Annotated in this window: 24 protein-coding genes, 1 tRNA gene and 2 pseudogenes; 8 read left to right on the top strand and 19 right to left on the bottom strand. The window is 63.3% G+C overall.

Annotation, left to right across the window (positions count from 1 at the left end; genetic code table 11):
* Window positions 1-30: 30 nt before the first annotated feature.
* From AB4Y31_RS12035 to recA, 7 genes and pseudogenes are all read right to left on the bottom strand, one after another.
* Entirely contained in the window at window positions 31-1,809 is a 1,779-nt protein-coding gene (locus tag AB4Y31_RS12035) for a Wzy polymerase domain-containing protein (RefSeq protein ID WP_368674095.1), read from the bottom strand.
* Window positions 1,810-1,927: 118 nt separating this feature from the next.
* A complete protein-coding gene (locus AB4Y31_RS12030; protein ID WP_368674497.1) occupies window positions 1,928-2,470 on the bottom strand; it encodes a pilin in 543 nt (180 codons plus the stop codon).
* 278 nt (window positions 2,471-2,748) lie between these two features.
* Window positions 2,749-3,501, bottom strand: a complete 753-nt coding sequence (locus AB4Y31_RS12025) for a TerC family protein (protein WP_368674496.1) — start codon at window positions 3,499-3,501, stop codon at window positions 2,749-2,751.
* Between the two features lie 256 nt (window positions 3,502-3,757).
* Entirely contained in the window at window positions 3,758-4,639 is an 882-nt protein-coding gene (sucD, locus tag AB4Y31_RS12020) for a succinate--CoA ligase subunit alpha (protein ID WP_018443810.1), read from the bottom strand.
* Window positions 4,640-4,678: 39 nt separating this feature from the next.
* Entirely contained in the window at window positions 4,679-5,851 is a 1,173-nt protein-coding gene (gene sucC, locus AB4Y31_RS12015; protein ID WP_368674094.1) for an ADP-forming succinate--CoA ligase subunit beta, read from the bottom strand.
* 308 nt (window positions 5,852-6,159) lie between these two features.
* Window positions 6,160-6,648 (bottom strand): annotated as a pseudogene (gene recX / locus AB4Y31_RS12010) (recombination regulator RecX); the annotation flags it as partial.
* A 24-nt stretch (window positions 6,649-6,672) separates the two neighbouring features.
* Window positions 6,673-7,746, bottom strand: a complete 1,074-nt coding sequence (gene recA / locus AB4Y31_RS12005) for a recombinase RecA (protein WP_368674093.1) — start codon at window positions 7,744-7,746, stop codon at window positions 6,673-6,675.
* 250 nt (window positions 7,747-7,996) lie between these two features.
* On the opposite strand from recA, the gene AB4Y31_RS12000 reads away from it, so the two are divergent.
* The 4 genes from AB4Y31_RS12000 to AB4Y31_RS11985 all read left to right on the top strand — a co-directional run bounded on the left by AB4Y31_RS12000 (window position 7,997) and on the right by AB4Y31_RS11985 (window position 12,478).
* The gene (locus tag AB4Y31_RS12000; protein WP_368674092.1) at window positions 7,997-8,746 is read left to right on the top strand and encodes a response regulator; all 750 of its coding nucleotides are present in this window, start codon (window positions 7,997-7,999) and stop codon (window positions 8,744-8,746) included.
* A gap of 7 nt (window positions 8,747-8,753) precedes the next feature.
* A complete protein-coding gene (locus AB4Y31_RS11995; RefSeq protein ID WP_368674091.1) occupies window positions 8,754-10,376 on the top strand; it encodes a sensor histidine kinase N-terminal domain-containing protein in 1,623 nt (540 codons plus the stop codon).
* 242 nt (window positions 10,377-10,618) lie between these two features.
* Window positions 10,619-12,277, top strand: coding sequence for an MFS transporter (locus AB4Y31_RS11990; RefSeq protein ID WP_368674090.1), 1,659 nt, complete (start codon window positions 10,619-10,621; stop codon window positions 12,275-12,277).
* 124 nt (window positions 12,278-12,401) lie between these two features.
* A tRNA-Met gene (locus AB4Y31_RS11985) sits at window positions 12,402-12,478 on the top strand.
* Window positions 12,479-12,554: 76 nt separating this feature from the next.
* Here the strand turns inward: AB4Y31_RS11985 and AB4Y31_RS11980 are convergent.
* Window positions 12,555-12,744, bottom strand: a pseudogene (locus AB4Y31_RS11980) (M81 family metallopeptidase); the annotation flags it as partial.
* Between the two features lie 222 nt (window positions 12,745-12,966).
* Here AB4Y31_RS11980 and AB4Y31_RS11975 point away from each other — a divergent pair.
* The 3 genes from AB4Y31_RS11975 to AB4Y31_RS11965 all read left to right on the top strand — a co-directional run bounded on the left by AB4Y31_RS11975 (window position 12,967) and on the right by AB4Y31_RS11965 (window position 14,610).
* Window positions 12,967-13,701 carry a hypothetical protein gene (locus tag AB4Y31_RS11975; RefSeq protein WP_368674089.1) on the top strand — a complete coding sequence of 245 codons (735 nt, stop codon included), beginning with the start codon at window positions 12,967-12,969 and terminating at the stop codon, window positions 13,699-13,701.
* A 152-nt stretch (window positions 13,702-13,853) separates the two neighbouring features.
* Entirely contained in the window at window positions 13,854-14,168 is a 315-nt protein-coding gene (locus AB4Y31_RS11970; protein ID WP_368674088.1) for a DUF4258 domain-containing protein, read from the top strand.
* 7 nt (window positions 14,169-14,175) lie between these two features.
* Window positions 14,176-14,610: a DNA-binding transcriptional regulator gene (locus tag AB4Y31_RS11965; RefSeq protein ID WP_107152708.1), complete on the top strand. Its 435-nt coding sequence runs from the start codon at window positions 14,176-14,178 to the stop codon at window positions 14,608-14,610.
* Between the two features lie 25 nt (window positions 14,611-14,635).
* On the opposite strand, the gene AB4Y31_RS11960 is transcribed toward AB4Y31_RS11965, so the two are convergent.
* The 9 genes from AB4Y31_RS11960 to AB4Y31_RS11920 all read right to left on the bottom strand — a co-directional run bounded on the left by AB4Y31_RS11960 (window position 14,636) and on the right by AB4Y31_RS11920 (window position 22,653).
* Window positions 14,636-15,109 carry a hypothetical protein gene (locus tag AB4Y31_RS11960; RefSeq protein WP_368674087.1) on the bottom strand — a complete coding sequence of 158 codons (474 nt, stop codon included), beginning with the start codon at window positions 15,107-15,109 and terminating at the stop codon, window positions 14,636-14,638.
* 223 nt (window positions 15,110-15,332) lie between these two features.
* Window positions 15,333-15,611 carry a gamma-butyrobetaine hydroxylase-like domain-containing protein gene (locus tag AB4Y31_RS11955; RefSeq protein WP_368674086.1) on the bottom strand — a complete coding sequence of 93 codons (279 nt, stop codon included), beginning with the start codon at window positions 15,609-15,611 and terminating at the stop codon, window positions 15,333-15,335.
* Entirely contained in the window at window positions 15,608-16,603 is a 996-nt protein-coding gene (locus AB4Y31_RS11950) for a HEAT repeat domain-containing protein (protein WP_368674085.1), read from the bottom strand. Before AB4Y31_RS11950 ends, AB4Y31_RS11955 begins: the two co-directional genes overlap by 4 nt.
* A 62-nt stretch (window positions 16,604-16,665) precedes the next feature.
* On the bottom strand, window positions 16,666-17,454 hold the full coding sequence (locus AB4Y31_RS11945) for an ABC transporter ATP-binding protein (protein WP_368674084.1): 789 nt from the start codon (window positions 17,452-17,454) through the stop codon (window positions 16,666-16,668).
* Window positions 17,451-18,329 (bottom strand): ABC transporter permease, encoded by an 879-nt coding sequence (locus AB4Y31_RS11940; RefSeq protein WP_368674083.1) that lies wholly within the window; start codon window positions 18,327-18,329, stop codon window positions 17,451-17,453. The genes AB4Y31_RS11945 and AB4Y31_RS11940 overlap by 4 nt, the downstream gene beginning before the upstream one ends.
* 63 nt (window positions 18,330-18,392) lie before the next feature.
* Complete coding sequence (locus AB4Y31_RS11935; RefSeq protein WP_368674082.1) at window positions 18,393-19,817, bottom strand: ABC transporter substrate-binding protein; 1,425 nt, start codon at window positions 19,815-19,817, stop codon at window positions 18,393-18,395.
* A gap of 61 nt (window positions 19,818-19,878) precedes the next feature.
* Window positions 19,879-20,124: a ferredoxin family protein gene (locus AB4Y31_RS11930; protein WP_368674081.1), complete on the bottom strand. Its 246-nt coding sequence runs from the start codon at window positions 20,122-20,124 to the stop codon at window positions 19,879-19,881.
* Window positions 20,125-20,134: 10 nt separating this feature from the next.
* Entirely contained in the window at window positions 20,135-21,880 is a 1,746-nt protein-coding gene (locus AB4Y31_RS11925; RefSeq protein ID WP_368674080.1) for a fumarate reductase/succinate dehydrogenase flavoprotein subunit, read from the bottom strand.
* On the bottom strand, window positions 21,877-22,653 hold the full coding sequence (locus AB4Y31_RS11920) for a GntR family transcriptional regulator (RefSeq protein ID WP_368674079.1): 777 nt from the start codon (window positions 22,651-22,653) through the stop codon (window positions 21,877-21,879). Before AB4Y31_RS11920 ends, AB4Y31_RS11925 begins: the two co-directional genes overlap by 4 nt.
* Before the next feature lie 317 nt (window positions 22,654-22,970).
* Here AB4Y31_RS11920 and AB4Y31_RS11915 point away from each other — a divergent pair, with 317 nt between their 5' ends.
* Entirely contained in the window at window positions 22,971-23,675 is a 705-nt protein-coding gene (locus tag AB4Y31_RS11915; RefSeq protein WP_368674078.1) for a YceH family protein, read from the top strand.
* Window positions 23,676-23,722: 47 nt separating this feature from the next.
* On the opposite strand, the gene AB4Y31_RS11910 is transcribed toward AB4Y31_RS11915, so the two are convergent.
* Window positions 23,723-24,073 carry a hypothetical protein gene (locus AB4Y31_RS11910; protein WP_368674077.1) on the bottom strand — a complete coding sequence of 117 codons (351 nt, stop codon included), beginning with the start codon at window positions 24,071-24,073 and terminating at the stop codon, window positions 23,723-23,725.
* Window positions 24,074-24,088: 15 nt separating this feature from the next.
* Window positions 24,089-25,837: a methyl-accepting chemotaxis protein gene (locus AB4Y31_RS11905; RefSeq protein WP_368674076.1), complete on the bottom strand. Its 1,749-nt coding sequence runs from the start codon at window positions 25,835-25,837 to the stop codon at window positions 24,089-24,091.
* Window positions 25,838-25,881 lie beyond the last annotated feature (44 nt).

Raw genomic sequence — 25,881 nt, 5'->3', positions numbered from 1 at the left:
GCGGGGCGCTTGCTTGAGAACAGTTAACCCCTACTCGTCATCGCCTTCGTCATCGTGTCCCGTTTCCGGCGGATTGCCGTATCGTTTTGCGAGCTCGGCCTTGAATCCCGCCAGCTTCGGTTCGTCGTCGCAAAGCTCGTAAAGCCCCGAAAGCTGGGCCGGCCAGTCGTGCAGTACGGTGGCAAAGATCTTCAGTCGTTCGACGGTATCGAGCGCGTCGGCCTGCCGGCCATCGAGCGCTTGCAACACCGCATAGCGCCTCAGCACTGTCTCGCCGGGGAGCAGTGCGATCGCCTGTTTGTGCATCGCGAGCTTCGTCTGGAGATCGTTGCTGTCGATCGGGAGCAGCGTGGCCATCCCGTATTCACCCCACGCGCCGAACAGGAACGACGGTGCCGCGCGATATTGCTCCCCCGGCCGGGCGCCGTAATAGAGCACCTCGGCGCGCGCATAGTCCCGATGGATCGGCTCGAGCGCCGCGAGCCCGGCGATGACGATGAGCGTATGCAGCGCCAAAGACGCGCGCGGCGGCACGAAGCCGAGCGGTTTCGTCTCCAGGATGCCGAGTACGAACATCGCGGGCAGCAGGAAGAACATGTACTGCTGCGGGTACTCGACGAGCGCATGCATGACGAGCACGCCGATGAGCGAGAGGCCGAATACACGCGAACGCGTATGCCGCACGCGCAGCACCCGCACGAGCCAGGCGAGGAGGCCGATCAGCACCACGCCAAGGCCGATCACACCCGTCTTCGCAAGCAAGTCTATGAAAACGTCGTGCGAGTTGTTGGCGATCTCCACGTCGCCGAGCGTCTTCACGAGCTTGAACTGATAACGCGGAAACTCGCCCCAGCCGACGCCGAGCCACGGATGCTGCTCGAACATCGTCCACCCGTATTTCCACATGGCGAGCCGCGGCGCGATCTGACCTATGTCATGGAAGCGGTGCGCCGCGGACACATCGAGGTTAAGGTGATAGCGAACATTCGCCCAGCGGACGGCGACGTTCACGATGACGAAAAGCGCCACGAGCACGACAGGGATCAGCCACGGGCGCCCGCCCGCACGCCAATGTTCGCGCCGTGCCGTGACAGCCGCCATCCAGAACCCGGCCACGACGACGACCCCCGTCTGCAGCCACGGCCCGCGTGAGACCGTCAGCGCCTGGCCGAGGACGTAAATCGATGAAAGGACCGCCCATAGCAGGCCGTCTAGCCGACGCGTCTGCACCAGATACATCGCCGCGGCGAGCGCGAACGCGATGACGGTCGCAAGGTGGTTGGCTTGCGCCATATTGCCGAACGGCCGGCGGTCGACGGTCACGTTGTAGGCCACCACGAATGGCGCAAAGCGCGCCTCGGCATGGAAAAGCTGAACGAGCTGGCAAAACACGGCGAAGAGCCCGCCGACGACAAGCGCCCATGCCACCCACTGCAGCGCCTCTCTGGTGAGATTCGCACGTGCAAACCCATATCCCGCATGCGCCGCCATGAATGCCGCTAGCAAGAACCCGGCGCCGAGCCAGTTCATCGACGGCTGCTCGAGGCGCAGGACGAACGTCTGCGCGATCAGGACGAGCCCGAAGAGAAGCGGCACGAGCGCAACCGAGGGCGTCCCGAACGAGGGAGCCGGCCGCGCGGTCGTCGCAAGCCATGCCACCGAAGCGCCGACCAGCAGGTAGAGTGCGAGAGCGGTGAACTCGGAATAAAACGTCGGGATCGGGTAGGTATGGTTGGTCACCGCGTACGGAAGCAACATCGCGAGGGCCAACAGTACGAACGACAGATAGCGCGCAAACGGTGAAGTCATGAAGGGAACGGACGGTCGGCAATCGGCGCACTATACAAAAAAAACGTTACGCTGTGCGACGCCCGTCATGACCTTTCGAGCCGCCCGTTCCCGTGGCGCCACCTCGACCGGCTCTTTGTCATGCTCGACATTCGGGCGGCGCGACGTTCGCGGGTAGCGTCGCGGCCTCGGCCGGCATGGGTCCCGAGCCCGGCGCCGGCAGCGACGAGGCGCTCTTGCCGCTCGCAAAGCATTCCCAGTTCACCGCGCCGGCCGGCATGGCGCCGCGCGTAAGCGCGACGCGCCCCGTCGGCGTAAAGGCGTCGTCAGGCACCGATGGGACGAGCACCAGCGTCTCGCTCCCCTGTGGCGCCACGCGCGCGGTATAGCGGATCGAGATTTCGCCGCTGTCGTCGTCGATCGCGATCGATTCGACGTTGCGCGTGGGCGGCGGCGACGCATAGCCGCTGCCGAGCGCATTACCGCTTGCGGCGTTTTCGGCGACGGCGAGCCGCGCGGCCGCGGCAAGCGACAACCCCTCGCCCACGCGACTGCGCGCAAGATAGTCCTGATAAGCAGGAATCGCGTATGCCGCGACCACGCCGACGATCGCGAGCACGATCATCAGCTCGACGAGCGTAAAACCCGAACCGCAACCAGATGTGCGGCGAACGCGCGCCATCGATGCCAGCGCGGATACGAAAACGACGACGGACATTGCCAAACTCCTCGAACCGGATCGGCCCGAACGCCCAGAACGGAGCGACGCGAGACGAAACCCGCATCCGCGCCGGACGGACGCCTCGGATGGAAAAGCTCCCCTTTGAGCAGGGGCAGTGGTTCGGAGAGTAGCCGGCGGATGCCGGCGGGGGCAGTCAGCCGAACGGCCAATCCGTGGGCGGGATGCCGATCGATCAAAGGAACGCCGAGCGGCGGCGTCCGGAAGAATGCGAAAAGCGCTCAGTCGCGGCCGGACGAGCGAGGCGTGTCGGTCTCGTGGGACGCGTCCCGCGCAGCCTCGCGCCGGCGCATTCGGCGTTTGATCGCATAGCCCGCGGCAACGACGAACACCGCACCGGCAATGCGTGCCCCGTACTCCGCGGCGGGCGTATCGAGTAGCGGCCAGCGATCGCCGGCCGGGTCGTTGACGATGAGACCGCCCGCGATCCAGCCGAGCAACGCCGCGCCAAGTGTGACGATGATCGGAAAGCGATCGAGCAGCCTCAGCACCAGCGTGCTACCCCAAACGATGAGCGGAATGCTGACGACGAGGCCGAACACGACGAGCGCGACACGATGGTGCGGTTCGGCGGCCTCGGCCGCGCCGGCGATCGCGATGACGTTGTCGAGACTCATGACGGCGTCCGCGATGATGATCGTCTTGATTGCTGCGATGAGCTTGTCCGCCGGCTTGATGTTCTCGTGCGCGTCATGCGCCGGCGCGAGCAGCCTCACCCCGATCCAGAGCAATAAAAGCCCGCCCGCGAACTTGAGCAGCGGCACATCGAGCAGAGCGACGGCGAACGCAATGAGAACGACGCGCAGCAGGATAGCGCCGGCCGTTCCCCAGATCACGCCTCGCATCCGTTGGCTGCTCGGCAGCTTGCGACAGGCAAGCGCGATCACGACGGCGTTATCGCCGCCGAGCAGGATATCGATGACGATGATCTGAAAAACCGCGCCCCAATGGAGCGTCGTAAAGAAGTCGAGCATGGAATCAAGCATAGAAGAGGCGCAATAGACGTTCCCGGACGGCAGCGAGATCGAAGCAAAGGGTTGAAGCGGCGCCGACAACGAGCGGCAATCGGCGAAGACGAAAAAAAAACGAGGAAGCCGTTCGTGCTTCCTCGCTTTGCGTCGGCTATCGGTTACCTTACGAAACGGTTTCGCAAGGATACCAAAACACCGCGGTCTGATGCGCTTTGCTTCGCGATCCTGCCCGCGCTGCGGGAGGGACCGCGAACGAGCCTCAGATAATCGACTTCAAAAGGCGGCCCATCTCCGACGGGTTCTTCGTGACCTTGATCCCGCAGGCTTCCATGATTTCGAGCTTCGCCTCGGCCGTGTCGGCTCCGCCCGAGATCAGCGCGCCCGCGTGACCCATGCGCTTGCCCGGAGGCGCCGTGACGCCGGCGATGAAGCCGACGACGGGCTTCTTCATGTTGTCCTTGATCCAGTAGGCCGCGTTCGCTTCGTCGGGGCCGCCGATCTCGCCGATCATGATGACGGCGTCCGTATCGGGATCGTCGTTGAACATCTTCATGACGTCGATGTGCTTGAGCCCGTTGATCGGGTCGCCGCCGATACCGACCGCCGACGATTGGCCAAGGCCGAGCGCCGTCAGTTGAGCCACGGCTTCATAGGTCAGCGTGCCGGAGCGCGAAACGACGCCGATGCGGCCTTTCCGATGAATATGACCGGGCATGATGCCGATCTTGAGCTCGTCGGGCGTGATCGTGCCGGGGCAGTTCGGCCCGAGCAGCAGCGTCTTGCGGTTTTCGCGACGCATGCGGTCCCGGACTTCGATCATGTCGCGCACCGGAATGCCTTCGGTGATGCAGATGGCGAGATCGAGATCGGCCTCGACGGCTTCCCAGATCGCCGCGGCGGCGCCTGCCGGCGGCACGTAAATGACCGAGACGGTCGCGCCCGTTTGGGCCTTCGCCTCCTTCACGCTCGCAAAGATCGGGATGCCCTCGAAATCCTCGCCGGCCTTCTTCGGATTCACGCCCGCGACGAACGCCTCGCGGCCGTTCGCGTACTCGCGGCATGCGCGCGTATGGAACTGACCCGTCTTGCCGGTGATGCCCTGCGTGATGACCTTCGTGTCTTTGTTGATCAGAATCGACATGTATTGACCTCTAACCGTATCCTGTTTCGCACGGGCGCGTTACGCCGCCTTGCCTTCGGCCGCCGCGACAACCTTCCGCGCGGCCTCTTCCATGCTGTCCGCCGAGATGATCGGCAGGCCCGATTCGGCGAGCATCTTCTTGCCGAGATCCTCGTTCGTGCCCTTCATGCGCACGACGAGCGGCACTTGCAGATGCACGGCCTTCGAGGCGGCGATGACGCCTTCGGCGATCACGTCGCAACGCATGATCCCGCCGAAGATGTTCACGAGAATGGCCTTGAGGCCGGGATTCTTCAGCATCAGCTTGAACGCTTCGGTGACCTTCTCCGTCGTGGCGCCACCGCCGACGTCGAGGAAGTTCGCCGGCTCGCCGCCGAACAGCTTGATCGTATCCATCGTCGCCATCGCGAGGCCCGCGCCGTTGACGAGGCAGCCGATGTTACCGTCGAGCGAGATATAAGCGAGGTCGAACTTCGACGCTTCGATCTCGGCCGGATCTTCTTCATCGAGGTCGCGGTAGGCCACGATCTCCGGGTGACGGAAGAGCGCGTTCGAATCGAAGTTGAACTTGGCGTCGAGCGCGATCACCTTGCCGTCGCCCGTCAGGATCAACGGGTTGATTTCGGCCAGCGATGCGTCGGTTTCCCAAAATGCTTTGTAAAGCCCTTGAAGCACCGCGCGCGCTTGCGGCACGGAAGCGTCGGGCACGCCGATCTTCTTGGCGAGCGAATCGGCGTCCGCGTCGGCCAGCCCCGCGGCCGGATCGACGAACACCTTGTGGATCGCCTCGGGATTCTTGGCGGCGACCTCTTCGATTTCCATACCGCCTTCGCTCGAGCCCATGACGGCGACCTTTTGCGTCACGCGGTCGATCACGAGGCCGACATAGAGCTCCTTCTTGATGTCCGCGCCTTCTTCGACGAGCAGACGGTTGACCTTCTGGCCTTCCGGACTCGTCTGGTGCGTGACGAGCTGCATGCCGAGGATCTGGCTCGCGTACTCGCGAACCTGCTCGATCGACTTCGCCACCTTGACGCCGCCGCCCTTGCCGCGACCGCCCGCGTGAATCTGGGCCTTCACGACCCAGACCGGACCGCCGAGCTCCTCAGCGGCCTTGACCGCGTCATCCACCGAAAACACGGGCTTGCCGCGCGGCACCGCGACGCCGAATTTCCGCAGGATTTCCTTACCCTGGTACTCGTGAATCTTCATGCGTGATTCCCTTCAGTCTGAGAGTTGGATTGAACTTCGTGATGGGCTGATTCGTTCACGCCTGCCGCGTCGGGCAAGCGGGGATGGCGCGCCTCTGCGGCGCCGCAATGTCCCATGGGCCATCGTCGCGCTCGAACGCTTGCGCCCGGATAGCACGCCGATGGTGCAAAGGCGGGACGCGGGCGGAAGGAGCGGCATGCTAGGAGAGACGGCTGGAGAAGAAACCGGGGAATTTTAACATAGTGGAAAGCCCGGGTTCCGCCAGGAAAGCGGGGAAGGAAGCGGAAGCAAGCGGGACGAAACGGCGCTTACTCGTCGCCGAGGCCCTCGTCGCCTTTCAGGGTCTGGATGATCGTCGCGCGCGAGAACCCGCGCCCGGCCAGAAAGCGCGCTTGCTTCGCACGTTCTGCCGGCGTCTGCGGCAATTGTCCGTACTTCTTGCGCCAAACCGCTTGTGCACGCGAGAGTTCCGTTTCTCGCAGCTGAGCGCCGACCGCTTCGATCAACGCATCGTCGACGTCATGGCGACGCAACTCGCCGACGATCCGGTTCGCGCCCATCCGAGATGCACGGCGATGAACGACGCTTTCCGCGAACCGCGCGTCCGATAGCCACCCTTCCCGCTCGAGCGAATCGATCAATGCGTCGATCGATTCGTGCTCTTCGGCGAACGGCGCCAGCTTGCGAGCGAGTTCGCCACGGCTATATTCGCGCCTCGATAGATATGCTAGCGCTCGGCCTTTGAGCGAGCGCCCCGGTCGAGCAGGCCGCTCGCGAACCGTTGCGCCCGCCGCATCGCGGTCCTTGCCCGCCACCGACGCTTACTCCTCTTCGTCGGCTACTTCTGCGCCAGCGCCCGCCGCGGTTGGCATTGTATTGACGCCGAGCGATTCGCGAATGCGATTTTCGATTTCACGGGCGATATCAGGGTTCTCGCGCAGGAATTCGCGCGCATTGTCCTTGCCCTGGCCGATTCGTTCGCCGTTGTAGCTGTACCAGGCACCTGCTTTGTCGACGATCTTCGCCTGCACGCCGAGGTCGATGATTTCCCCTTGGCGCGAGATGCCTTCGCCATAGAGGATATCGAAGATCGCTTCGCGGAACGGCGGCGACACCTTGTTCTTGACGACCTTCACGCGCGTTTCGTTGCCGATCACTTCGTCATTCTTCTTGATCGAGCCGATGCGGCGAATATCGAGCCGCACCGACGCGTAGAATTTCAGCGCGTTGCCGCCCGTCGTCGTTTCCGGATTGCCGAACATCACGCCGATCTTCATGCGGATCTGGTTGATGAAGATGACGAGGCAGTTCGTCCGCTTGATCGTGCCGGTGAGCTTGCGCAGCGCCTGCGACATCAGGCGTGCCTGCAGCCCGGGGAGCGCATCGCCCATTTCTCCTTCGATTTCGGCTTTCGGCACGAGCGCCGCCACCGAGTCAATCACGATCATGTCGATCGAGCCCGAGCGCACGAGCGCATCGGCGATCTCGAGCGCCTGCTCGCCCGTATCGGGCTGCGAGACCAGCAGATCGGAAACATTCACGCCGAGTTTGGCCGCATATTGAATATCGAGCGCATGCTCGGCATCGATGAATGCCGCCGTGCCGCCGAGCTTCTGCATTTCCGCAATGACTTGCAGCGTCAGCGTGGTCTTACCCGACGATTCCGGACCGTAGATCTCCACCACACGCCCGCGCGGCAGGCCACCCACGCCGAGTGCGATATCGAGGCCGAGCGAGCCCGTCGAAACCACCTGAATATCCTGGGCCACTTCGCCATCGCCGAGCCGCATGACCGACCCCTTGCCGAACTGCTTCTCGATCTGCGCAAGCGCGGCGGCGAGCGCCTTGCTCTTTTCCGCAGTCAGTCCAGCCGAGCCTTTCTTGCTTTCTTCCATGAATCGTCCTTTGCTATGATGAGCAGCGTCTCTCGGCGGGCGGCCGACGCCGAGGAAAGGGTCGCGCGGTAGCCCTGGGAAACGCAGACACTGTATAAAAAAACAGGGTTCTTTGCAAGCCCGACGCGTTGCGGATTTGCGTTGCGACAACGAGCGCAGCACGGCGAGACGGGGAAAGCCGCCGGGACGCGGAGCACCGGATTGGAGACAACGGCGCATCGGGCCATCCCGCCCGCGCCTCTCGCGCACCATGCGAATACTCATTGCCGAAGACGACAGCATACTCGCGGACGGCCTCGTCCGATCACTCCGCCAATCGGGCTATGCCGTCGATCATGTGAAGGGCGGCAGCGAAGCCGACGCGGCGCTCTCGATGCAGACGTTCGATCTCCTGATCCTCGATCTCGGCCTGCCACGCATGTCGGGTCTCGAGGTCCTGCGCCGGCTGCGCGCGCGCAATTCGAACCTGCCCGTGCTGATTCTCACGGCCGCCGACAGCGTCGACGAGCGCGTGAAAGGGCTCGACCTCGGCGCCGACGACTACATGGCCAAGCCGTTTCACCTGAACGAGCTCGAGGCCCGCGTCCGGGCGCTGACGCGGCGCGGCATGGGCGGCGGGCCGACCGTCGTGCGGCACGGCTCGCTCGCGTTCGATCAGGTCGGCCGCGTCGCTTATGTCAACGATCAGGTGGTCGAGCTTTCCGCGCGCGAGCTCGGCGTGCTGGAAGTGCTGCTCCAGCGAATCGGTCGGCTGGTGTCGAAAGAGCAGCTCGTCGACCATCTTTGCGAATGGGGCGAGGAAGTCAGCAACAACGCGATCGAAGTCTACGTGCATCGGCTGCGCAAGAAAATCGAGCCGAGCGGCGTGCGTATCATTACTGTGCGCGGGCTCGGCTACTGCCTCGAAAAGCCCGCAGCCACCGGCCCGGGGCCGGGGCCGGGGCCGAGTTCGACGGCCGATGTCAGCGCTGCGGCGATCGCGCCCCCGCCCGCGAAGTAGGCAAACCGTGGCCTCGCCCGTTTCCTCGGAGGACGGCGGCACGCCGCGGCCGGTGGGGCCGTCCGACCCGATACGCAAAGCTGCGCCCGCTATCGCGTCGTCTCCCACGCCGTCTTCCTCGACCGCCCCCGCCCGCGCTGCAACGAGCCACGGCGGCCGAGACGATCCGTTCCTGCCGGCCGACGAAGCCGATGCCCCGGAGCCGGGGCGCCCGCGCTCGCTCTTCGGCGAAATTCTCGACTGGATGCTCGCGCCGCTGCTGCTGCTGTGGCCGATGAGCATCGCGGTGACCTATCTCGTCGCCAAGACACTCGCGAACGGCCCGTTCGACCGTGCGCTCGAAACCGACGTCTATGTGCTCGCGCGTCAGATCCATCCCGTGAATGGCGTGGCCGAGCTGTCGCTGCCCGATGCCGCGCGTGACTTTCTCTCGGGCGACAACCCCGACAAGGTGTTCTATCAAGTGCTGGGCGCGCGCGGCGAGCTTGTCGCCGGCGTGCCCGACATGCCGTCGCCGGCCGATGACGATCGTCCGCACCCGGGTATCGTCGAGTTTCGCGATGCGCAACTCCATGGCGATGACATTCGTGTTGCCTATACGACCGTCGAGGTTCCCACCGCGCCGGGCGGGCAAAGCGTGCTCGTCCAGGTCGGCGAGACGCTCGACAAGCGCAGCGCGCTCGCCAACGACATCATCAAAGGCGTGATCCTGCCGCAGTTCGTAATCTTGCCGCTCGCGATCGTGCTCGTCTGGTTCGGCCTTTCGCGAGGGCTCGCACCGCTGACGGCGCTGCAGGCCAATTTGCGCGCGCGCCGGCCCGACGACCTCTCGCCGCTCGAGGCTCGCCGCGCGCCGCCCGAGATCGAGCCGCTCGTCACGTCGTTCAACGAGCTGCTGACGCGCCTCGAACAGAACATCGACCTGCAGAAACGGTTCATTGCCGACGCCGCGCATCAGATGAAAACCCCGCTCGCGGGCCTGCATACGCAGGCCGAGCTCGCGCTGCGGCAGGAAGTCTCGCCCGAAGTGCGGCTCTCGCTCGAGCAGATCGCCGCGAGCGCCGATCAGGCGGCGCGTCTCGTCACGCAGCTGCTCGCGCTCGCGCGCGCGGAAAACCGGATGACAGGGCAGATCTTCACGTCGCTCGAGATCGCGCATCTCGCCCGCCTCGCCGTGCGCGACTGGGTACAAGCGGCGCTCGCGAAGGAAATGGACCTCGGCTACGAAGGCCCCGAAGAACCGGTGATGGTGACAGGCAACGCGGTGATGCTGCGCGAAATGCTCTCGAACGTCATCGACAATGCCATCCGCTATACGCCGGCGGGCGGGCGCATTACCGTGCGCGTCGCGCCCGATCGTGCCAAGGGGTTGGTCCTGCTCGAAGTCGAGGACACAGGGCCCGGCATCGCACCGGCCGAACGTCCGAAAGTCGTCGAGCGGTTCTATCGAATACTCGGCCGCGAAGGTGACGGCAGCGGGCTCGGTCTCGCGATCGTCCGTGAAATCGCGACGATGCATGGTGGGACCGTGACGATCGACGATCACGTCTACCAGACGTCGCCGCGCCTCGCCGGCACGCTGGTACGCGTCAGCTTGCCGCTGCTTGCGGCGGCTCGGGATTTACCCTGAGCGTGGTTCGCCGATTGGCTTCAGACCAACCAAAGTAAACCGAGATAAAGAAACTTGAGCGTGGATTGCGAGCTTTTACCGTAAAAAAGAGCGAAGAAATCTAAAAAGGGTATGGATCACAGCCCTAGCCGATAAAGCGCCCGCGCGTCAGTCCGCAGTAAGTTTGTCTTCCAATAATCGCTGACAAGCGCTGCCGCGCGCGACGGCGGCGCTGTCCCATATCTAAATTGAGGAGACAACACATGGCAACGGTTGGCGGGCATTTGGCGCACGCGCCGATGACAGCCGACGAGAAGCGGGTCATCTTCGCTTCGTCGCTCGGCACGGTTTTCGAGTGGTACGACTTTTACCTCGCCGGCTCCCTGGCGGCGTACATCAGCAAGACCTTCTTCGCGGGAGTCAATCCGACTGCGGCCTTCATCTTCACGCTGCTCGGCTTCGCGGCGGGCTTCGCCGTGCGGCCGTTCGGCGCGCTGGTGTTCGGGCGGCTCGGCGATCTCGTCGGACGCAAGTACACGTTCCTCATCACGATCACGATCATGGGTATTTCGACGTTCGTCGTCGGCCTGCTACCCGGTTATGCGTCGATAGGATTCGCGTCGCCCGTCATCTTCATCGCGATGCGGCTGCTGCAGGGCCTCGCGCTCGGCGGCGAGTACGGCGGCGCGGCGACCTACGTCGCCGAGCATGCGCCCGCCAACCGGCGCGGCTATTACACGTCGTGGATTCAGACGACGGCCACGCTCGGCCTGTTCCTTTCGCTGCTCGTCATCCTCGGCGTGCGGACCTGGGTGGGCGAGGAATCGTTCGGCGCGTGGGCCTGGCGCATTCCGTTCCTGGCATCGCTGATCCTGCTCGGCATTTCCGTCTGGATCCGGCTCCAGCTCAACGAATCGCCGGCGTTCCTGCGGATCAAGAACGAGGGCAAGACGTCGAAGGCGCCGCTCACCGAATCATTCGGCCAGTGGAAGAACCTCAAGATCGTGATTCTCGCGCTCGTGGGGCTGACGGCAGGCCAAGCCGTCGTCTGGTACGCCGGCCAGTTCTACGCCCTCTTCTTCCTGACGCAGACGCTGAAAGTCGACGGCGCCAGCGCGAACATCCTGATTGCGCTCGCGCTGCTCATCGGCACGCCGTTCTTTGTGTTCTTCGGATCGCTGTCCGATCGCATCGGCCGCAAGCCGATCATCATGGCCGGCTGCCTCATCGCCGCGCTGACTTACTTCCCGTTGTTCAAGGCGCTCACGCATTTCGCGAACCCCGCGCTCGAGGCGGCGACGCAGAAATCGCCAATCGTCGTCATCGCGAACCCCGACGAGTGCTCGTTCCAGTTCAACCCTGTCGGCACCGCGAGCTTCACGAGCTCGTGCGACGTCGTCAAGAGCGCGCTGGCGAAAGCAGGCCTGAACTACTCGAATGTGGCCGCACCGGCCGGCACGATCGCGCAGGTGAAGGTCGGGGATACGGTCATCGATTCGTATGACGGCAAAGCGCCCGGGGCAAAGGAGAAGGGCGCGGCGTTCACGAAGACGCTCGGGGCCACGCTGAAGAGTGCGGGCTATCCGGCGAAGGCGGATCCGTCGCAGCTCAATTGGCCAATGACGGTCGTGATTCTCGCGTTGCTCGTCATCTACGTGACGATGGTCTATGGGCCGATCGCGGCGATGCTCGTCGAGCTGTTCCCGACGCGGATCCGGTACACGTCGATGTCGCTGCCCTACCACATCGGCAACGGCTGGTTCGGCGGCTTCCTGCCGGCGACGGCGTTCGCGATCGTCGCGGCGAGCGGCAACATCTACTCCGGCCTCTGGTATCCGGTGATCGTCGCGCTGATCACGTTTGTGATCGGGATGCTGTTCGTGCGTGAGACCAAGGACTCGAACATCTATTCGCAGGACTGACATTGGCGGCGGCGGCGAGCGGTGCTTGGCGGGCGGCGCGAACTCAGCGCCGTCCGGCAGGGGGCCTGCCGCGAGCGAAGCCCTTGACAGCACCGGCCGTCGCGGCCATAATTCGCCTTCTTTCGGCGAATTAGCTCAGTCGGTTAGAGCGACGGAATCATAATCCGCAGGTCCGGGGTTCGAGTCCCTGATTCGCCACCAAATCCACGGAAGCCCTTGACCTAACGGTCAAGGGCTTTTGTTTTGGTGGCCCCGATGGCAGGTAGCACAAACCTGCAGCACCTGCCGCTGCGCGGTCGCCGTCGGCGACCACGACGACGCTGATGCACGTCGCAGGGATGTCCGTAAGCGAGAAGGCGGGCAACACCGACATGGCAAACCTCCCCACTGCCTCGGCCGCGCGCGGCTTCTACCGCGCGCCGCATTGCGCCTTCTGCGATCGCGATGAGCAGCGTCGACGTCATTAGATCGGATGTCGTTGGCGATTGTCGTTTCGCCACGGCAACGCGCGGCAGCACCTTTATTGATAAATGGGGTCAATAGATAAAAGCAACCGATGGCAGTGGCGGGACGATGGCACAATCCGCCTCGACGACTCGCGAGTCGTTGAATCAAGAACGTGAGGCGTTGACGGGAACGCCCAAAAGCCGGTAACACGTCGAATATAAAACCTAGAAGCCATGATGCGATTGTCCATAGTTGTCGTTTGCGGCGCGCTTGCCGGCTGCGCTTCCATCGTCGGCGGCACGCGCCAGATAGTCTCCGTGGAAACGAAAAAAGACGACGTGCCCGTATCCGGCGCGACATGCAAGCTAACCAACAGCAAGGGCACGTATTACGTCACGACGCCAGGCACCGTGACGATTCATCGCGCTTATGGAAATCTCAACGTGCGGTGCGACAAAGCGGAAATGGATGCCGGCTTTGCAACAGTGAAGTCGTCGACCAAGCCCATGGCATTCGGCAATATCGTGTTCGGCGGCGCAGTTGGCGTTGTTGTCGACACGTCTTCAGGCGCTGCCTATGACTATCCGAATCTGATCCTGGTGCGCATGGGCACTAACTCCGTTGTCAGCATTCCTGGCGCAGGGGGAACGGGACACGCGCAGGCGTCCTTGCCGGCCGCGACGGGTTACGCGGACGCCAACAACGTCGACGCCGTGCCCTACGAGCGCGCGCGAAAGGACTACGCCGCTTACCTCGAACGCAAACCACCGAAGGCATTCGTGCTTGCGGACGGCGGACACCATACGTACTGGTCGAACAACAAGGATGCCATCGAAAAGGCCATGGATTTGTGCGGCAAGAAGGGGTTCATCCACTGCCAGCTCTATGCGTATGACGATGTCGTCGTTTGGCCTCGAAACGCGGTCATCACGCCGGGCGAAACTTCGCAGAATCGGGCTGCCGCTGCTGCGCAGTGATCGGCAACGCGATAGAGCGTCAGTCAAGGATCCGCCGGCCACCCGGCACTTACAGCGCAGACGCGAAGGGAAGTACCGGGCGTGGGTAGCGACCGTCTGTAGGAACTAGGTACCTCTTGCTTCTTCGCCCGCAACCCATAATAATTATGGGTATGCCGTCCCAAGTCCTACCGTTCAAGCTCAATGACGCAAACCTGCGGCGACTGATCCACGAAGTGGCACGCGATACCGCTCGCGTGTTCTTCGTCCCGCATGCAAAGAAGCGAATGCGGGAACGAAAGATCACGCCAACGCAGGTCTACGATTGCCTGAGAAACGGGCAGGTATCGGAACGCGCGCACGTCAATCTGCATGGCAGCTGGCAGTGCACGCTCACCCGGCGACATGCCGGCGACGAGGTCACAGTCGTAGCCGCGCTGGAGCGCGATGACCACGATGACTGGGTAGTCGTCATTACCGTTTATTAAGGAAGCCATGTACCACTACACAGAAACAGGGTTGCAGAACGTGTGGCTGGCCAACGGCTATCACGTTCGGAAAACGGCGTATGGCAAAGCCGTCTCCATTGAAGACGCGGACGGCCTTCATCGCGCCATCGGCCGAGCGCTTGCGCGCAAGAGCTATCTCACAGGCGCGGAATTCCGCTTCCTGCGTAAGGAACTCGATCTCTCGCAGCATCGCGCGGCGGACCTGCTAGGCACTTCGGAGCAAACCGTAGCGCTTTGGGAGAAACGAGGCAAGATTCCCAAAACCGCCGACAGGATGTTCCGCGCCATCTACCTGGAGACAGTCGATGGCAACGTGAAGCTGCAGGAATTGATCGAGCGTATCTCGAACCTCGATCGACATGTCGACGAAAAAATGATCTTCCAGGACACGGAGGAAGGCTGGCTGCCGCAAGCCGCTTAAGCACTTGGCCGTCGTGCCGCCGTCATCAACCGAGCGGCGTCCATGGCCATCCCGTTTTTCCAAGCGGTGAACGCTCTTGCACAGGCGCCGGGGTTGATGGTCCCACTGTTTTCGTATCCGACGTAGAGGTATCGGGAAGCTCCACCCCGAACCAAACGACCTTTTGCCGCATATAGCCGACATACGCGTCCCAACCGTCCGCGCCGCGATCGAACAGTTCGCGCCGGACAGGCAAAGCCAGCGCCGCATGATCTAGCTCGGCGTCGAGCAGCGCCCGCGGCCAATGCCCATATGCGCTCGCCACGCGTTGCGGAAAATCCTTGGCAAGCACGGTAGTCGCCACGTTGCGCAAGAACGGAAACGCCTGCAACGAGGAGTCGTTCAAAGCGAGTCGCGAAACGGGCACGTCGGGTCGGTCAACCTTCGCGACACCGCTCGCTGCTTCGAGCACATCGCCAAGGTGTAGAAGAAGTTCGCGCCGGTCGAATCGATCATCCACGGTAAGCCTCACTGGTGCATGTCTGGTAGCGCAGGATTCGACAAATCCAAGATCGTGAGCGCCATATCGCGCCGACGTCGCTACCAGCTCGATCAGGAGGTGAAAGTTTACCGGCTATCGGCCGATCCAGCGACCAAGTACACAACTGACATAAACTATGCATGCGGCGCGAACGGCTCCCGCGCTACGGCAACGCGTAGTGCCATGCGCACTACGATTCACTTCACGCAAGTTGTGCAAGATAGGTCCACGGATAAATGCCGCGCGCGTGGCCATCGCTGAACACGATCTGCATGCCGTAGCCCATCGATTGCAAATCGGTCACGCTGACACCCTCGGCCGCCCGCACTTCATCGCCGGCAAGCCGGCGCCGGCGACATTCGGCGCAAGGACACGACTCGCGAAGCTGTGCATGGCCGATCGTTCGTTCGTCGCCATCCGGCCAGCGCAGTGTCAGCAGACGTGCGCCACGGTCCACCCGGATCTCTGAAGGTAACTTCATGCGCTGGGGCTTTCGATCTGCTGAATCGCGATCCGTGCCGCTTTGCGCACATCGGGATCGGAGTCATCGAGCGCATCCCGCAATGCCGCGAGGGCAGCGCGATCCCGGATTTCGCCGAGCGCGAGCGCCGCCTCCTTGCGCAGATTGCTGATCGTATGGGTCAGTAACGCCTGCACGGGCCGGACCGCCGCGGCTTCTCGCAGTTGACCCAGCGCACGCGTCGCCCGCACACGGACCTGCCAATACGCATCGTCGAGCGCGGCAATGAGCGCATCGCGTGCAATCGGGGCGCGCAATTTGCCGAGCGTGGTCGCCGCTTCCTCGCGCACTTGCCATGCGTCGTCGACGAGCGCGTCGAGAAGCGCGGCAACGACGAACCCGTCCTCGAGGGCCGCAAAGCCAAGCGCACCGACCGCGGCGCGACGTACGCCGGCGTCCGCATCGCCCGTGGCCTTTTCAGCCAGCGTCGACAACGCGCGCGCATCTTTGAGCCATCCCAGCACAGCGACGGCCTCGAGCCTCACCGTTGCCGCGTCGTCGGCAAGCGCACGCAGCGCCAGCGCGAAGCTGCTCGCGAACCGCAATTCACGCAGACCACGCAATACAGCCGCCCGTACAAACGGTTCCGGCCGGTCCGCCCATCCGACGAGGACATGCGCGGACGCCGGATCTTTGAGCTCGGAAAGGCTTTGCGCCGCCGCTTCGCGAACGTCGGCATCGGCATCGAGCAACGCCTCGCATAGTGCGGCGATCACGTCGCCCTCCTCCCACGACGCCAGCACGCGCGCCGCCTCGCTGCGCACTTCGGGGGCGTCGTCGTTGCGCAATACGTCGACGAGCGCAGGCAGTAGATCCGCGTCCTCGTGATCGGCAATGTCGAGGACCGCGATGCGACGCACGGTGGGATCCGCATCGGTAAGACGCGCAATGAGCGCAGCCGCTCGAGCGGGCAACGCATCCGCATTCGCGGCAATGAAAGGTGGAACAGTCATATAAGGGGTCAGCCAAAAAGCTCGAAAGGCGCGCGCGCGGTGGGTGAAATAGCGGCCGGTCGTCAATCGGACTCACGCAGCAGCGCCAGGCAACGGCGCTTGATGTCGACGAACACCGCTTCCGTCGTGGACTCGTCGCTGCGCGGGCGCGGCAGCGGCACCGTCATATCGGCGACGATCCGCGCGGGACGTTGCGACAGCATGACGATGCGATCGCCGAGAAACAACGCCTCCTCGATATCGTGCGTAACGAAGACTACGGTCGTCCTTACTTTGGACCAGATGTCGAGCAGCAGCGTCTGCATCCGGCGGCGCGTCTGCGCATCGAGCGCGGCGAACGGTTCGTCCATCAATAAGATGCGTGGTCGGTTGATCAACACGCGCGCGATCTCGACGCGTTGTTGCATGCCGCCCGACAACTGTGCCGGGTAATGCGATTCAAAGCCGGCCAGCCCGACCAGCGCGAGCAATTCGGCTGCCTCGCGCCGCCGCTCGTGCTTCGGCAAACCCTTCATTTTCAGGCCGAAGGCGACGTTGTCGATGACGCGCTTCCATGGAAAAAGCGTGTGCTGCTGAAAGACGAGGCCGCGCTCGGGATGCGGACTGTCGACCCGCACACCGTCGATCGCGATTTCCCCTCCGGTAGTGGCGATGTGACCGGCGATCGCGCCAAGCAACGTCGACTTCCCGCAACCCGACGGTCCGAGCACGCAGACGAATTGTCCAGGCTCGACGTCGAGGTCGAGAGCATCGAGCGCGGCGACTCGTGCGTGCGGCGGCCCGACTTCGATGGTGAGCGCCCGAACGTCGACACGGCCCGGCGCATATGGGGCGAGAGATTCCGCACTCACTGGCGCGCTCCTCGCAAGCGGTACCAGGGCGTCAGCGCTCGTCCTATCCGCTTGACGAGCAGGCTGCTGCCCATGCCAAGCATGCCGATCAGCGACATGCCGACCACGATATCCGCGTAGTTCTGCAGCGTGTAGGACTCCCACGTGAAATAGCCGATCCCGTACTGGCCGGCAATCATCTCCGCTGTCACCAGGCAGAACCATGCCGTTCCCATGCCGATCGAGAGCCCCGTGAAAATCGCCGGCGCGGCGCCGGGCAGCACCACTTCGGTATAGAGCGCGAGCCGCCGCGTGCCCAGGCTGCGCGCGGTTGCAACCAGACGGGCATCGATCGCCTCGACGCCATGAACGGTATTGAGCAAAATCGGAAACAGAGCACCAATGAACGTGATGAACATCATGCTGAGTTCGGACGAGGGAAACATCAGCACCGCAAGCGGTATCCACGCAACGGCGGGGATCGGCCGCAGCACTTCAAGCGGCGGCATCAGTGCGTCTTCGACCACGCGATGACGCCCGATGGCCAGACCGAGTCCGACGCCGACGATGGCGGCGGCACCGAAGCCGACCAGCACGCGCGTCAGACTGGCCGCCAGGTGCATCGGCAGCTTCGGCGAATGCAGCAGGGCCCACAACGCGGGTACAACATCGGTCGGCGCCGGCACGCTCCGCATGCTCACGACGTTAAGCGAGAGTCCGTATTGCGCGGCAAGCTGCCATAGGCCGATCGCGAGCGCGAGCGATATGAAACGCACCGCGTTTCGCCGCGTAGCTAGCGCGGGTTTGCGCGGCGCGGCCGCCGTTGCGGTGTCCGGTTTCACCGGCGGCAACGGGTCCGGTGAGCGGCGATCTACATATTCGAGCGCGGCAGACATGCAGTGTCCGTATCGGTTGAGCATATGAATCGCGGAAAGCGCATGCGACGGTATGCGGTCGGTTCAGCGTGCCGCGACGGCTTGTGAGCCGCTCTTCGCGGCGGCGTAATCGACGACCGAACCCGCTACGCGCTGTGCGTACGCATCGGCCGCGCCCTTGAGCAGGAACGCAGTGACCGTTCCCTTGGCATCTTTCACATACCAGGCTTGATCGGCAAAGAGCTTCAGACCGGTACCGTGGTTCTGCACGTACATCGCGCGGACCTTGGCACCCGAGCCGAGCTTGCGGAGCGCATCGAACGCTTGCGCGGGCGTTGCATAGTCGCGCACTTTGTCTTCGTCGACGAGCCAGATCTGCGCGACATCATTGAAATCGCGTATCGGCTTGCCCGTCGCGGCATCATTCGCGATGAGCGGCTCTTTCGCATAGTTCTTCAATGCCGCCTCGTAATCGAGGCCCGATTCCTTGAACGCTTCGCGGATATAGCGATCGTCGACGAACGTGTTCACGTCGAGGTGGCTATCCGTCTTCTTCAGCAACCGCAAGGTCTCGATCGCGGTGGCAACCGCTTGCCGGTATTCGGGCTTCCACGTGAAATCGCGCGTCTGGACGCCGAGCGGACCGTGATAGAGGTAGTCGACAGGTGCCTCGATGCCGGTGACCTTCTCGATGAGCAGGCTGTATTTCTCCGGGTTCTGCTCGAGCAGGCGATTCGCTTCGAGCGCCGCCCTCAAGTACGCGACGACGACCTCCGGGTATTTTCGCGCGTACGCCTCATCGACGAGCGAGCCGTGAAAAGTCGGCGCATGGCTCTGCGCGCCGTCGTAGATCTTCCGCGCGATTCCACGATAGGGGAAGAGGTCGGCGAACGGCACGAAGTCGGCATGCGCATCGATCTTCCCGGCTTTCAACGCGCTTCCGGCCACTTCGGGCGCTTGCGTGATGATGTTGACGTCGGTGTCGGGATTCCATCCCTGCGCCTTGATCGCGCGCAGCAGCATGCCGTGCGATGTCGATGCGAACGGCACAGAAATCGTTTTGCCCTTGAGGTCCGCGATTGAATGGAGCGGCGAATCGACAGGCACGACGATGCCATTGCCGCTGCCGTCGATGCTGCCTTCGAGCACGGTAATGAACACACTCTTCCTGCCGGCCTTCTCGAACGCCGCGCCGTTGAGCGTGCCCGGGAAGTCGGCCATGACGCCGAAATCGAGCTTACCGGCAACCATTTCGTTGGTGATCGGCGCGCCGGATGTGAAGTCCTTCCACTGCACATCGTATCGAGCGTCCTTGTATTTGCCGGTATGCGGCAGGTATTTGTCGAGCAGATGCAGTTCGCGAATCAGCAGGCCGCCGGCCGCACAGTTGATCGTCGTATCCTGCGTGCCGATGGCCACACGAATCGTTTCGGCGCGGGCGCCGCCTGCCAGCGCGAACAGCAGCAGCGTTGCGAGGATGCGTGATATTCCCCTTCGAATTGTCGTCATCGTCATAGCGTGTCAAATAGGGTTGGGAACAGCGACGGCGCGTGTGAGCCAATCGCTGTCGCTAACGCAACAGGTACGGAATCTCGACTTTCACGGCACCGGTCGGGCAGTCGCGCTCGCACGGCATGCAGTACCAGCATTCGTCGAACTGCATATAAGCCTTGCCCTTCGTCATGTCGATCGCAAGCAGATCGAGCGGGCATACGTCGACGCAGACGGTACAGCCCTTGTCGGCAATGCACAGATCCTCGTCGATCGTCACGGGGGCGCTCGTGCGCTGAAAGATTTCATGCGGACTGTGTGACATGTCGCATTCCTTAATGAGTCACGGTCTCGGCACCCGCAGCCGGTTCACGAATTCGCAGCAACGCGTACGCGCTTCGCTCTTCGTCGGCAAGCGGAACGATGTACGGTTCGACCTCGCGCTTCGCGCTCGCCATCCGGCCGTCCGTATCCTTGTAGAGATGCGTATGACAGAACCACTCAGCGTCGTTTCGATGCGGATAATCGACGCGATGGTGGTACAAGCCCCAACGGCTCTCGGTCCGAAAGAGCGAAGCACGCGCGGCCATTTCCGCGCAGTCGCGAATCGCGCGCACTTCGGCCGCCCGCATGAGCTCGTGCGGGTTGTTCGCCTTGATCGACTCGATGTCCTCGGCGATCTCGTCGAATCGCTGCAGCGCGATTTCCATCTTGCGTGTCACCTTCGGCGGCTGGAGATAGTCGTTCACCATCCGGCGCAACTTGTACTCGACCTGCATGGGCGCAAGACCGCTCTCACGCTCGAGAGGGCCATAGATACGCGCGCGTTCCGCCGCAACCTGCGCTTCGTCGATCGGCGTATGCGCGCGGCCTTCGACATCACGAGCAGCGTTTTCCCCCGCGAACCATCCGTAAGTGAACGCACCGAGCATGTAGTTGTGCGGGACCGCCGCCATGTCGCCGGCCGCGTACAGCCCAGGCACCGTCGTCTCCGCTCGCGCGTTGACGTAGACGCCCGAGGCGCTGTGTCCGCTGCAAAAGCCGATCTCGGAGATATGCATCTCGACCATCTGATGCCGGTAATCGGTTCCGCGACGCGCATGAAAGCGCCCCCTGCTCGGCCGCTCGTTCGTGTGCAGGATCTGCTCGATCGTCTGGATCGTCTCCTCGGCGAGATGATCGAGCTTCAGGAACACGGGGCCGTTGCCGCTTTGCAGCTCCTGATAGAACTCCCACATCATCTGTCCGCTCCAGTAATCGCATTCGATGAAGCGCTCGCCCTTGCCGTTGGCCGTGAAACCGCCGAGCGGGCCGGTCACGTAGGCACAGGCTGGGCCGTTGTAGTCCTTGATGAGCGGGTTGACCTGGAAGCACTCGAGGTTGGCTAGCGCGGCGCCCGCGTGATACGCCATCGCATAGCCGTCGCCGGCGTTGGTCGGGTTCTCGTAGGTGCCCATCAGATAGCCCGAGGCGGGCAAGCCGAGTCGGCCGGCCGCGCCGCAGCAGAGAATGACGGCCTTCGCGCGCACCACGTAGAACTGCGCGGTTCGGCAATCGAAACCGAGCACGCCGTTCACCCGGCCTTCGCTATCCGTCATAAGCCGCGTTGCGACGATGCGATTGGTGATGTCGACGCGCGCACGCTTCAGCTGCCGATAGAGAATGCGTTTGATGTCGTGCCCCTCCGGCATCGGCAGCACGTACGATCCCATGTGATGGACCTTCTTGACCGCGTAGTCGCCCGTGCCGTCCTTCTCGAATTTCACGCCCCAGCGGTCGAGCTGCTCGATCGTTGTAAAACTGTGCTTCGCATAGGCGTAGACGGCCTCCTGGTCGACGATGCCGTCGTTTGCGATCGTGATCTCGCGCGTGTACTGCTCAGGGGTGGCGTGGCCGGGGATGACGGCGTTGTTGAGCCCGTCCATGCCCATCGAGATCGCGCCGCTGCGCTTGACGTTGGCCTTTTCGAGCAACAGCACGCTCAGGCTCTTGTCGCGTTCCTTGGCCTTGACGGCCGCCATCGGTCCGGCCGTGCCGCCGCCCACCACCACGACGTCGTATTCGAGTACTTCGGTGTTCATCGCGCTTTCCTTGCGGGTTTGCGGCCGCTGTCCTTGTCACGGTCGATGCGCAATCGATACTGGAATGCGTCGCCGCGGAAATAGAGGTATTCGTAATCGATCGGTTTGCCGCTTGCGTCGTGCGTCAGGCGCTCGATGCGCAACACGGGGCTGCCCTCCTCGACGCGAAGGGCATCGACGATGTCCTCGTCCGCAAGGATCGCGTCGATCGATACGTCCGCGTGGCCGAGCGACACGCCGCAGTCGTTTTCGAGGATCAGGAAGATGTCTCGCGTCGCAAGATCCGCGTTGGCGAGCCGCTTGCCGAGCGCCTCGGGCACCCATGTCAGCTCGAGCGAGACAGGCTCGCGGTTCAGCAGCCGCACGCGGTGGATTTGCGCAACCGGTGCGCCCTCCGGCAATGCGAGCCGCGCTGCGATACGGCGATCGGCCTTCACGATGCTGAAGCTGCGAAGCTGGTTGACGATTTCATAGCCCATCGACGACATGGCCTCCGCGAACCCTTGCAGCGACCGGATGTTCTGGAACGCCTTCGGCTTAGAGACGAACGTGCCCTTGCCATGCAGCCGAAAAACGAGGCCCTCCTTCTGCAAGTCGCCGAGCGCCTGCCGCACGGTGATGCGGCTCACGCCGTACATCGCGCAGAGTTCGTGCTCGGACGGCATTCGACTATGGGACGGATACGTGCCGTCGAGGATGCGCGCGCGCAGCGCATCCTTGATCTGGACATATAGCGGCTGCGGCACCAGCGGCACGAGGTTGCTTCCGGTCATGTTCCACTTGTAATGACAAGATGAGACCGGAGTGTAGACAGCGCCGCGCGTGCGGCAAACGAAGCATTTCTGCTATCGATTTTCCACTTTTCACGGAAAGCCCACGTCGCGGCGGGTCGAGGCGAGACGGCATGGCTATGCTCGATGCGAGAGACGACGCGCCTGCGTCGATGCGTGCAGCGTATCGTTGCATCCGGTGCCGTCGGTGTTGCGGTACGAGGACTCGCGCCGGATATCATAGGGCTCCGAGCGGAATTTCGCGGCCGCCCGGCGCCCGTGCGACTCGACGGCAACCAGCGACTTCCACCGAGACTCCCATGAACTCCAGCGCAGACAGCTCTTCGCGCCACGCAATACGTCATCTCACGCAGCTCGAGGCGCGCGTGGTAGGTGTCCTCTTCGAGAAGCAGTACACGGTGCCCGACACGTATCCGCTATCGCTCAACGCCCTGGTCTCCGGCTGCAATCAAAAAACGGCTCGGGTGCCGGTGATGAATGTCAGCGAGGCGGAGGTGCTGACCGCGATCGACGGCTTGAAGCGCCTGAGTCTGGTGCTGGAAGGCAGCAGCAGCCGCGTGCCGCGCTTCGAGCACAACATCAATCGCGTGCTCGGCATCCAAAGCCAAAGCGCCGCGTTGCTTGCGACGCTGGTGCTGCGCGGCCCGCAGACTGCCGCGGAATTACGGCTCAACAGCGCGCGTCTGCACAACTTCGCCGATATTTCATCGGTTGAGGCATTTCTCGACGAACTCGCCAATCGCGAACCCCCGCTTACCGTCAAGCTGCCGCGCGCACCGGGTGAACGGGAGAGTCGCTGGATGCATCTGCTATGTGGTGAAGTTAGTGCAAGTGAAGCGCCTGAGCACGGCGGCAGCGAGGAAACCATCTCGCCAGCGGCGATCGAAGCACTGAGGGCCGAGCAAAAGGAGTTGATCGAGAAAGTGAACCGGCTGCAGGCGTTCGTCGAACGGATGGCCACCGAACTCGGAATCAATATCGACGACCTGATGCGTCGATCGTGAGCGCGGCGCGATGGCCACCGCGCCCGCGCCCGCGCGGACGACGAGCCCTATCGCCGCCGAACGCCCCTGCTTTCGAGCGCGCTCAGCAGGACGTTGGTCTGATCGAGCAACGTCGTATGGTAGACGCCCGGCAGTTCCATGTCGTCGGTGCGCGCCATCGCATCCTCGACGCCGCGCCGGAACGACTGGTCGATGTCGGCGCACTGCACAGCGGTCAATTGCGGCAGGACCGCATCGACGAACTTGCAGAGCACGACCATGCGCGCGCCGATGCGCGATACCGCCTCGCCGTACCCTTCGACCATCTCGGCCCACGACCCCACCATCTCACCCATGTTTTGCGCCGCCGAGGTATACGTCAATAGGGCCGCCACCGCTTGCCTGTCGATGTCGCTCATGAAATCGTGCATTCGTCAGAAGGTCTGCCAGTCGGCGCCAGCCGATTCGACGGAGGCCGGCGCCGACACGGCCGGCGCGGCGTCTGCCGACTCGACCGCCGCCGGCTTCACCGGCTGCAGCGCCGGCCGCTTGAGCGGTGCCGACGGCCTCGCGGGCGCACGGGCTGCCGGGCGAGCGGAAACCTTGGCCGACGTGAAGGCCGTCGCGCTCGTCGCGATCCGGAAAGCGGAAACGGCGCGTCCGAGCTCGCTGCCCTGGTCTTCGAGCGACTGAGCGGCTGCGGCGGCTTCTTCGACGAGCGCGGCATTCTGCTGGGTCACCTGGTCCATCTGCGTGATGGCCTGATTGACCTGCTCGATGCCGCGGCTCTGCTCGTCCGACGCGGCGGCGATCTCGCCCATGATGTCCGTCACACGGCTGATGGCCTGCGTCACTTCCGACATCGTCCGCCCCGCCTCCTCGACCTCCGTCATGCCGCCGCGAATCTTGTCGATCGAGGCGCCGATGAGTTCCTTGATTTCCTTGGCCGCGGCCGACGAGCGCTGCGCGAGGCTGCGCACCTCGCTCGCAACGACGGCGAAGCCCCGGCCTTGCTCGCCGGCGCGCGCCGCTTCCACGGCCGCGTTCAACGCGAGAATGTTGGTCTGGAAGGCGATGCCTTCGATGATGCCCGTGATGTCGCCGATCTTGCTCGAGCTCTCGTTGATGTCGCTCATCGTCGCCACCACACGGCCTACCGCGTCGTTGCCCTTATCCGCGACGTCAGAGGCATTGGCGGCGAGCCCGCTCGCCTGACGCGCGTTGTCCGCGTTCTGCTTCACCGTCGCCGTCAGCTCTTCCATGCTGGATGCCGTCTCCTCGAGAGACGCGGCCTGCTGCTCGGTGCGCGACGACAGATCGGCGTTGCCGGCGCGCACTTCGCCTGCCGCGACGTTGATCGAGTCGGTCGAGGTCTTGATCGAGGAAACGACCGAGACGAGTTTGTCCTGCATGCCGGCGAACGCACGCATCAACGAGCCGACTTCATCGGTGGTCCGCGAGACGATCGTGCGTGTGAGGTCGCCGCCGGCAATCGCCTCGGCAAGCGCCACCGCCTCGCGCAGCGGCACGGCGATGAGCCGCGCGATCCACGTCGCAAAAACGAGCGCGAGCGCAATTGCCGCCAACGTACCGGCGATCAGCACAATCTGCGTTTTCGTCTGCAGCGACTTGACCTCGGCCTCGCGCACGGAAAGCAGCGAAGACTCGTTGCCTGCCACTTCCGATAACGTCGCGCGCATCGCGTCCATTTGCGCCTTGCCCGTGTTTCCCTTGAACGACGCGATGAACTGGTCCATCGTCGTGCTGCCCGAGATCACGGTCTTGCGCTTGGCAAGCAGGTCGTCCGCAAAGCTCGACACCCATTGCGTCTCCTGATTTTCGAGCTTGTGCAGCCGCTCTTGTTGCTGCGCGTTGTCGCTCGTGAGATTCCGGATCGTCGCTAGGTGCTGCTTGAACGATTCGCTGCCGTTACGGTATGGCTCGAGCATTGCATCGTCGCCGACAATCGCATAGCCGCGCAGACCCGTTTCCATGTTGATGAGGCTTTCGGTCAACGCGCGCGTCTCGTCGATTACCTGATAAGTGTGGACGTTCCATCGGTTCGCCTCCATCACCGACGAAAAGAACGAATAGAACGTAATGCCCAATATCACCAATATGGCAATGACGATGCCGAATGTAGCGTAAAGCTTCCGGGCAATGGAAAGGTTAGCGATGCTCATGCAATCTCCGAAACACAAGTGGCTTTCAAGCGGGCCATGCTCGA

The sequence above is a fragment of the Trinickia sp. EG282A genome (assembly GCF_040965455.1).
GTDB classification, from domain to species: domain Bacteria; phylum Pseudomonadota; class Gammaproteobacteria; order Burkholderiales; family Burkholderiaceae; genus Trinickia; species Trinickia symbiotica.
The sequence above is the reverse complement of the archived record's forward strand: the minus strand, read 5'-3'. Positions and strand labels throughout refer to the sequence as shown.

What these genes read in the sequence shown, in the direction of transcription:
- recA (WP_368674093.1), bottom strand. Translation starts at nt 7,746, where the DNA reads ATGGAAGAAAGCAAGAAAGGCTCGGCTGGACTGACTGCGGAAAAGAGC.
- AB4Y31_RS11970 (WP_368674088.1), top strand. Translation starts at nt 13,854, where the DNA reads ATGCCGTCCCAAGTCCTACCGTTCAAGCTCAATGACGCAAACCTGCGG.
- AB4Y31_RS12030 (WP_368674497.1), bottom strand. Translation starts at nt 2,470, where the DNA reads ATGGCGCGCGTTCGCCGCACATCTGGTTGCGGTTCGGGTTTTACGCTC.
- AB4Y31_RS12025 (WP_368674496.1), bottom strand. Translation starts at nt 3,501, where the DNA reads ATGCTCGACTTCTTTACGACGCTCCATTGGGGCGCGGTTTTTCAGATC.
- sucC (WP_368674094.1), bottom strand. Translation starts at nt 5,851, where the DNA reads ATGAAGATTCACGAGTACCAGGGTAAGGAAATCCTGCGGAAATTCGGC.
- AB4Y31_RS11965 (WP_107152708.1), top strand. Translation starts at nt 14,176, where the DNA reads ATGTACCACTACACAGAAACAGGGTTGCAGAACGTGTGGCTGGCCAAC.
- AB4Y31_RS11955 (WP_368674086.1), bottom strand. Translation starts at nt 15,611, where the DNA reads ATGAAGTTACCTTCAGAGATCCGGGTGGACCGTGGCGCACGTCTGCTG.
- AB4Y31_RS12000 (WP_368674092.1), top strand. Translation starts at nt 7,997, where the DNA reads ATGCGAATACTCATTGCCGAAGACGACAGCATACTCGCGGACGGCCTC.
- AB4Y31_RS11920 (WP_368674079.1), bottom strand. Translation starts at nt 22,653, where the DNA reads ATGACCGGAAGCAACCTCGTGCCGCTGGTGCCGCAGCCGCTATATGTC.
- AB4Y31_RS11990 (WP_368674090.1), top strand. Translation starts at nt 10,619, where the DNA reads ATGGCAACGGTTGGCGGGCATTTGGCGCACGCGCCGATGACAGCCGAC.
- AB4Y31_RS12035 (WP_368674095.1), bottom strand. Translation starts at nt 1,809, where the DNA reads ATGACTTCACCGTTTGCGCGCTATCTGTCGTTCGTACTGTTGGCCCTC.
- AB4Y31_RS11905 (WP_368674076.1), bottom strand. Translation starts at nt 25,837, where the DNA reads ATGAGCATCGCTAACCTTTCCATTGCCCGGAAGCTTTACGCTACATTC.
- AB4Y31_RS11935 (WP_368674082.1), bottom strand. Translation starts at nt 19,817, where the DNA reads ATGACGACAATTCGAAGGGGAATATCACGCATCCTCGCAACGCTGCTG.
- AB4Y31_RS11930 (WP_368674081.1), bottom strand. Translation starts at nt 20,124, where the DNA reads ATGTCACACAGTCCGCATGAAATCTTTCAGCGCACGAGCGCCCCCGTG.
- sucD (WP_018443810.1), bottom strand. Translation starts at nt 4,639, where the DNA reads ATGTCGATTCTGATCAACAAAGACACGAAGGTCATCACGCAGGGCATC.
- AB4Y31_RS11910 (WP_368674077.1), bottom strand. Translation starts at nt 24,073, where the DNA reads ATGAGCGACATCGACAGGCAAGCGGTGGCGGCCCTATTGACGTATACC.
- AB4Y31_RS11950 (WP_368674085.1), bottom strand. Translation starts at nt 16,603, where the DNA reads ATGACTGTTCCACCTTTCATTGCCGCGAATGCGGATGCGTTGCCCGCT.
- AB4Y31_RS11940 (WP_368674083.1), bottom strand. Translation starts at nt 18,329, where the DNA reads ATGTCTGCCGCGCTCGAATATGTAGATCGCCGCTCACCGGACCCGTTG.
- AB4Y31_RS11915 (WP_368674078.1), top strand. Translation starts at nt 22,971, where the DNA reads ATGAACTCCAGCGCAGACAGCTCTTCGCGCCACGCAATACGTCATCTC.
- AB4Y31_RS11925 (WP_368674080.1), bottom strand. Translation starts at nt 21,880, where the DNA reads ATGAACACCGAAGTACTCGAATACGACGTCGTGGTGGTGGGCGGCGGC.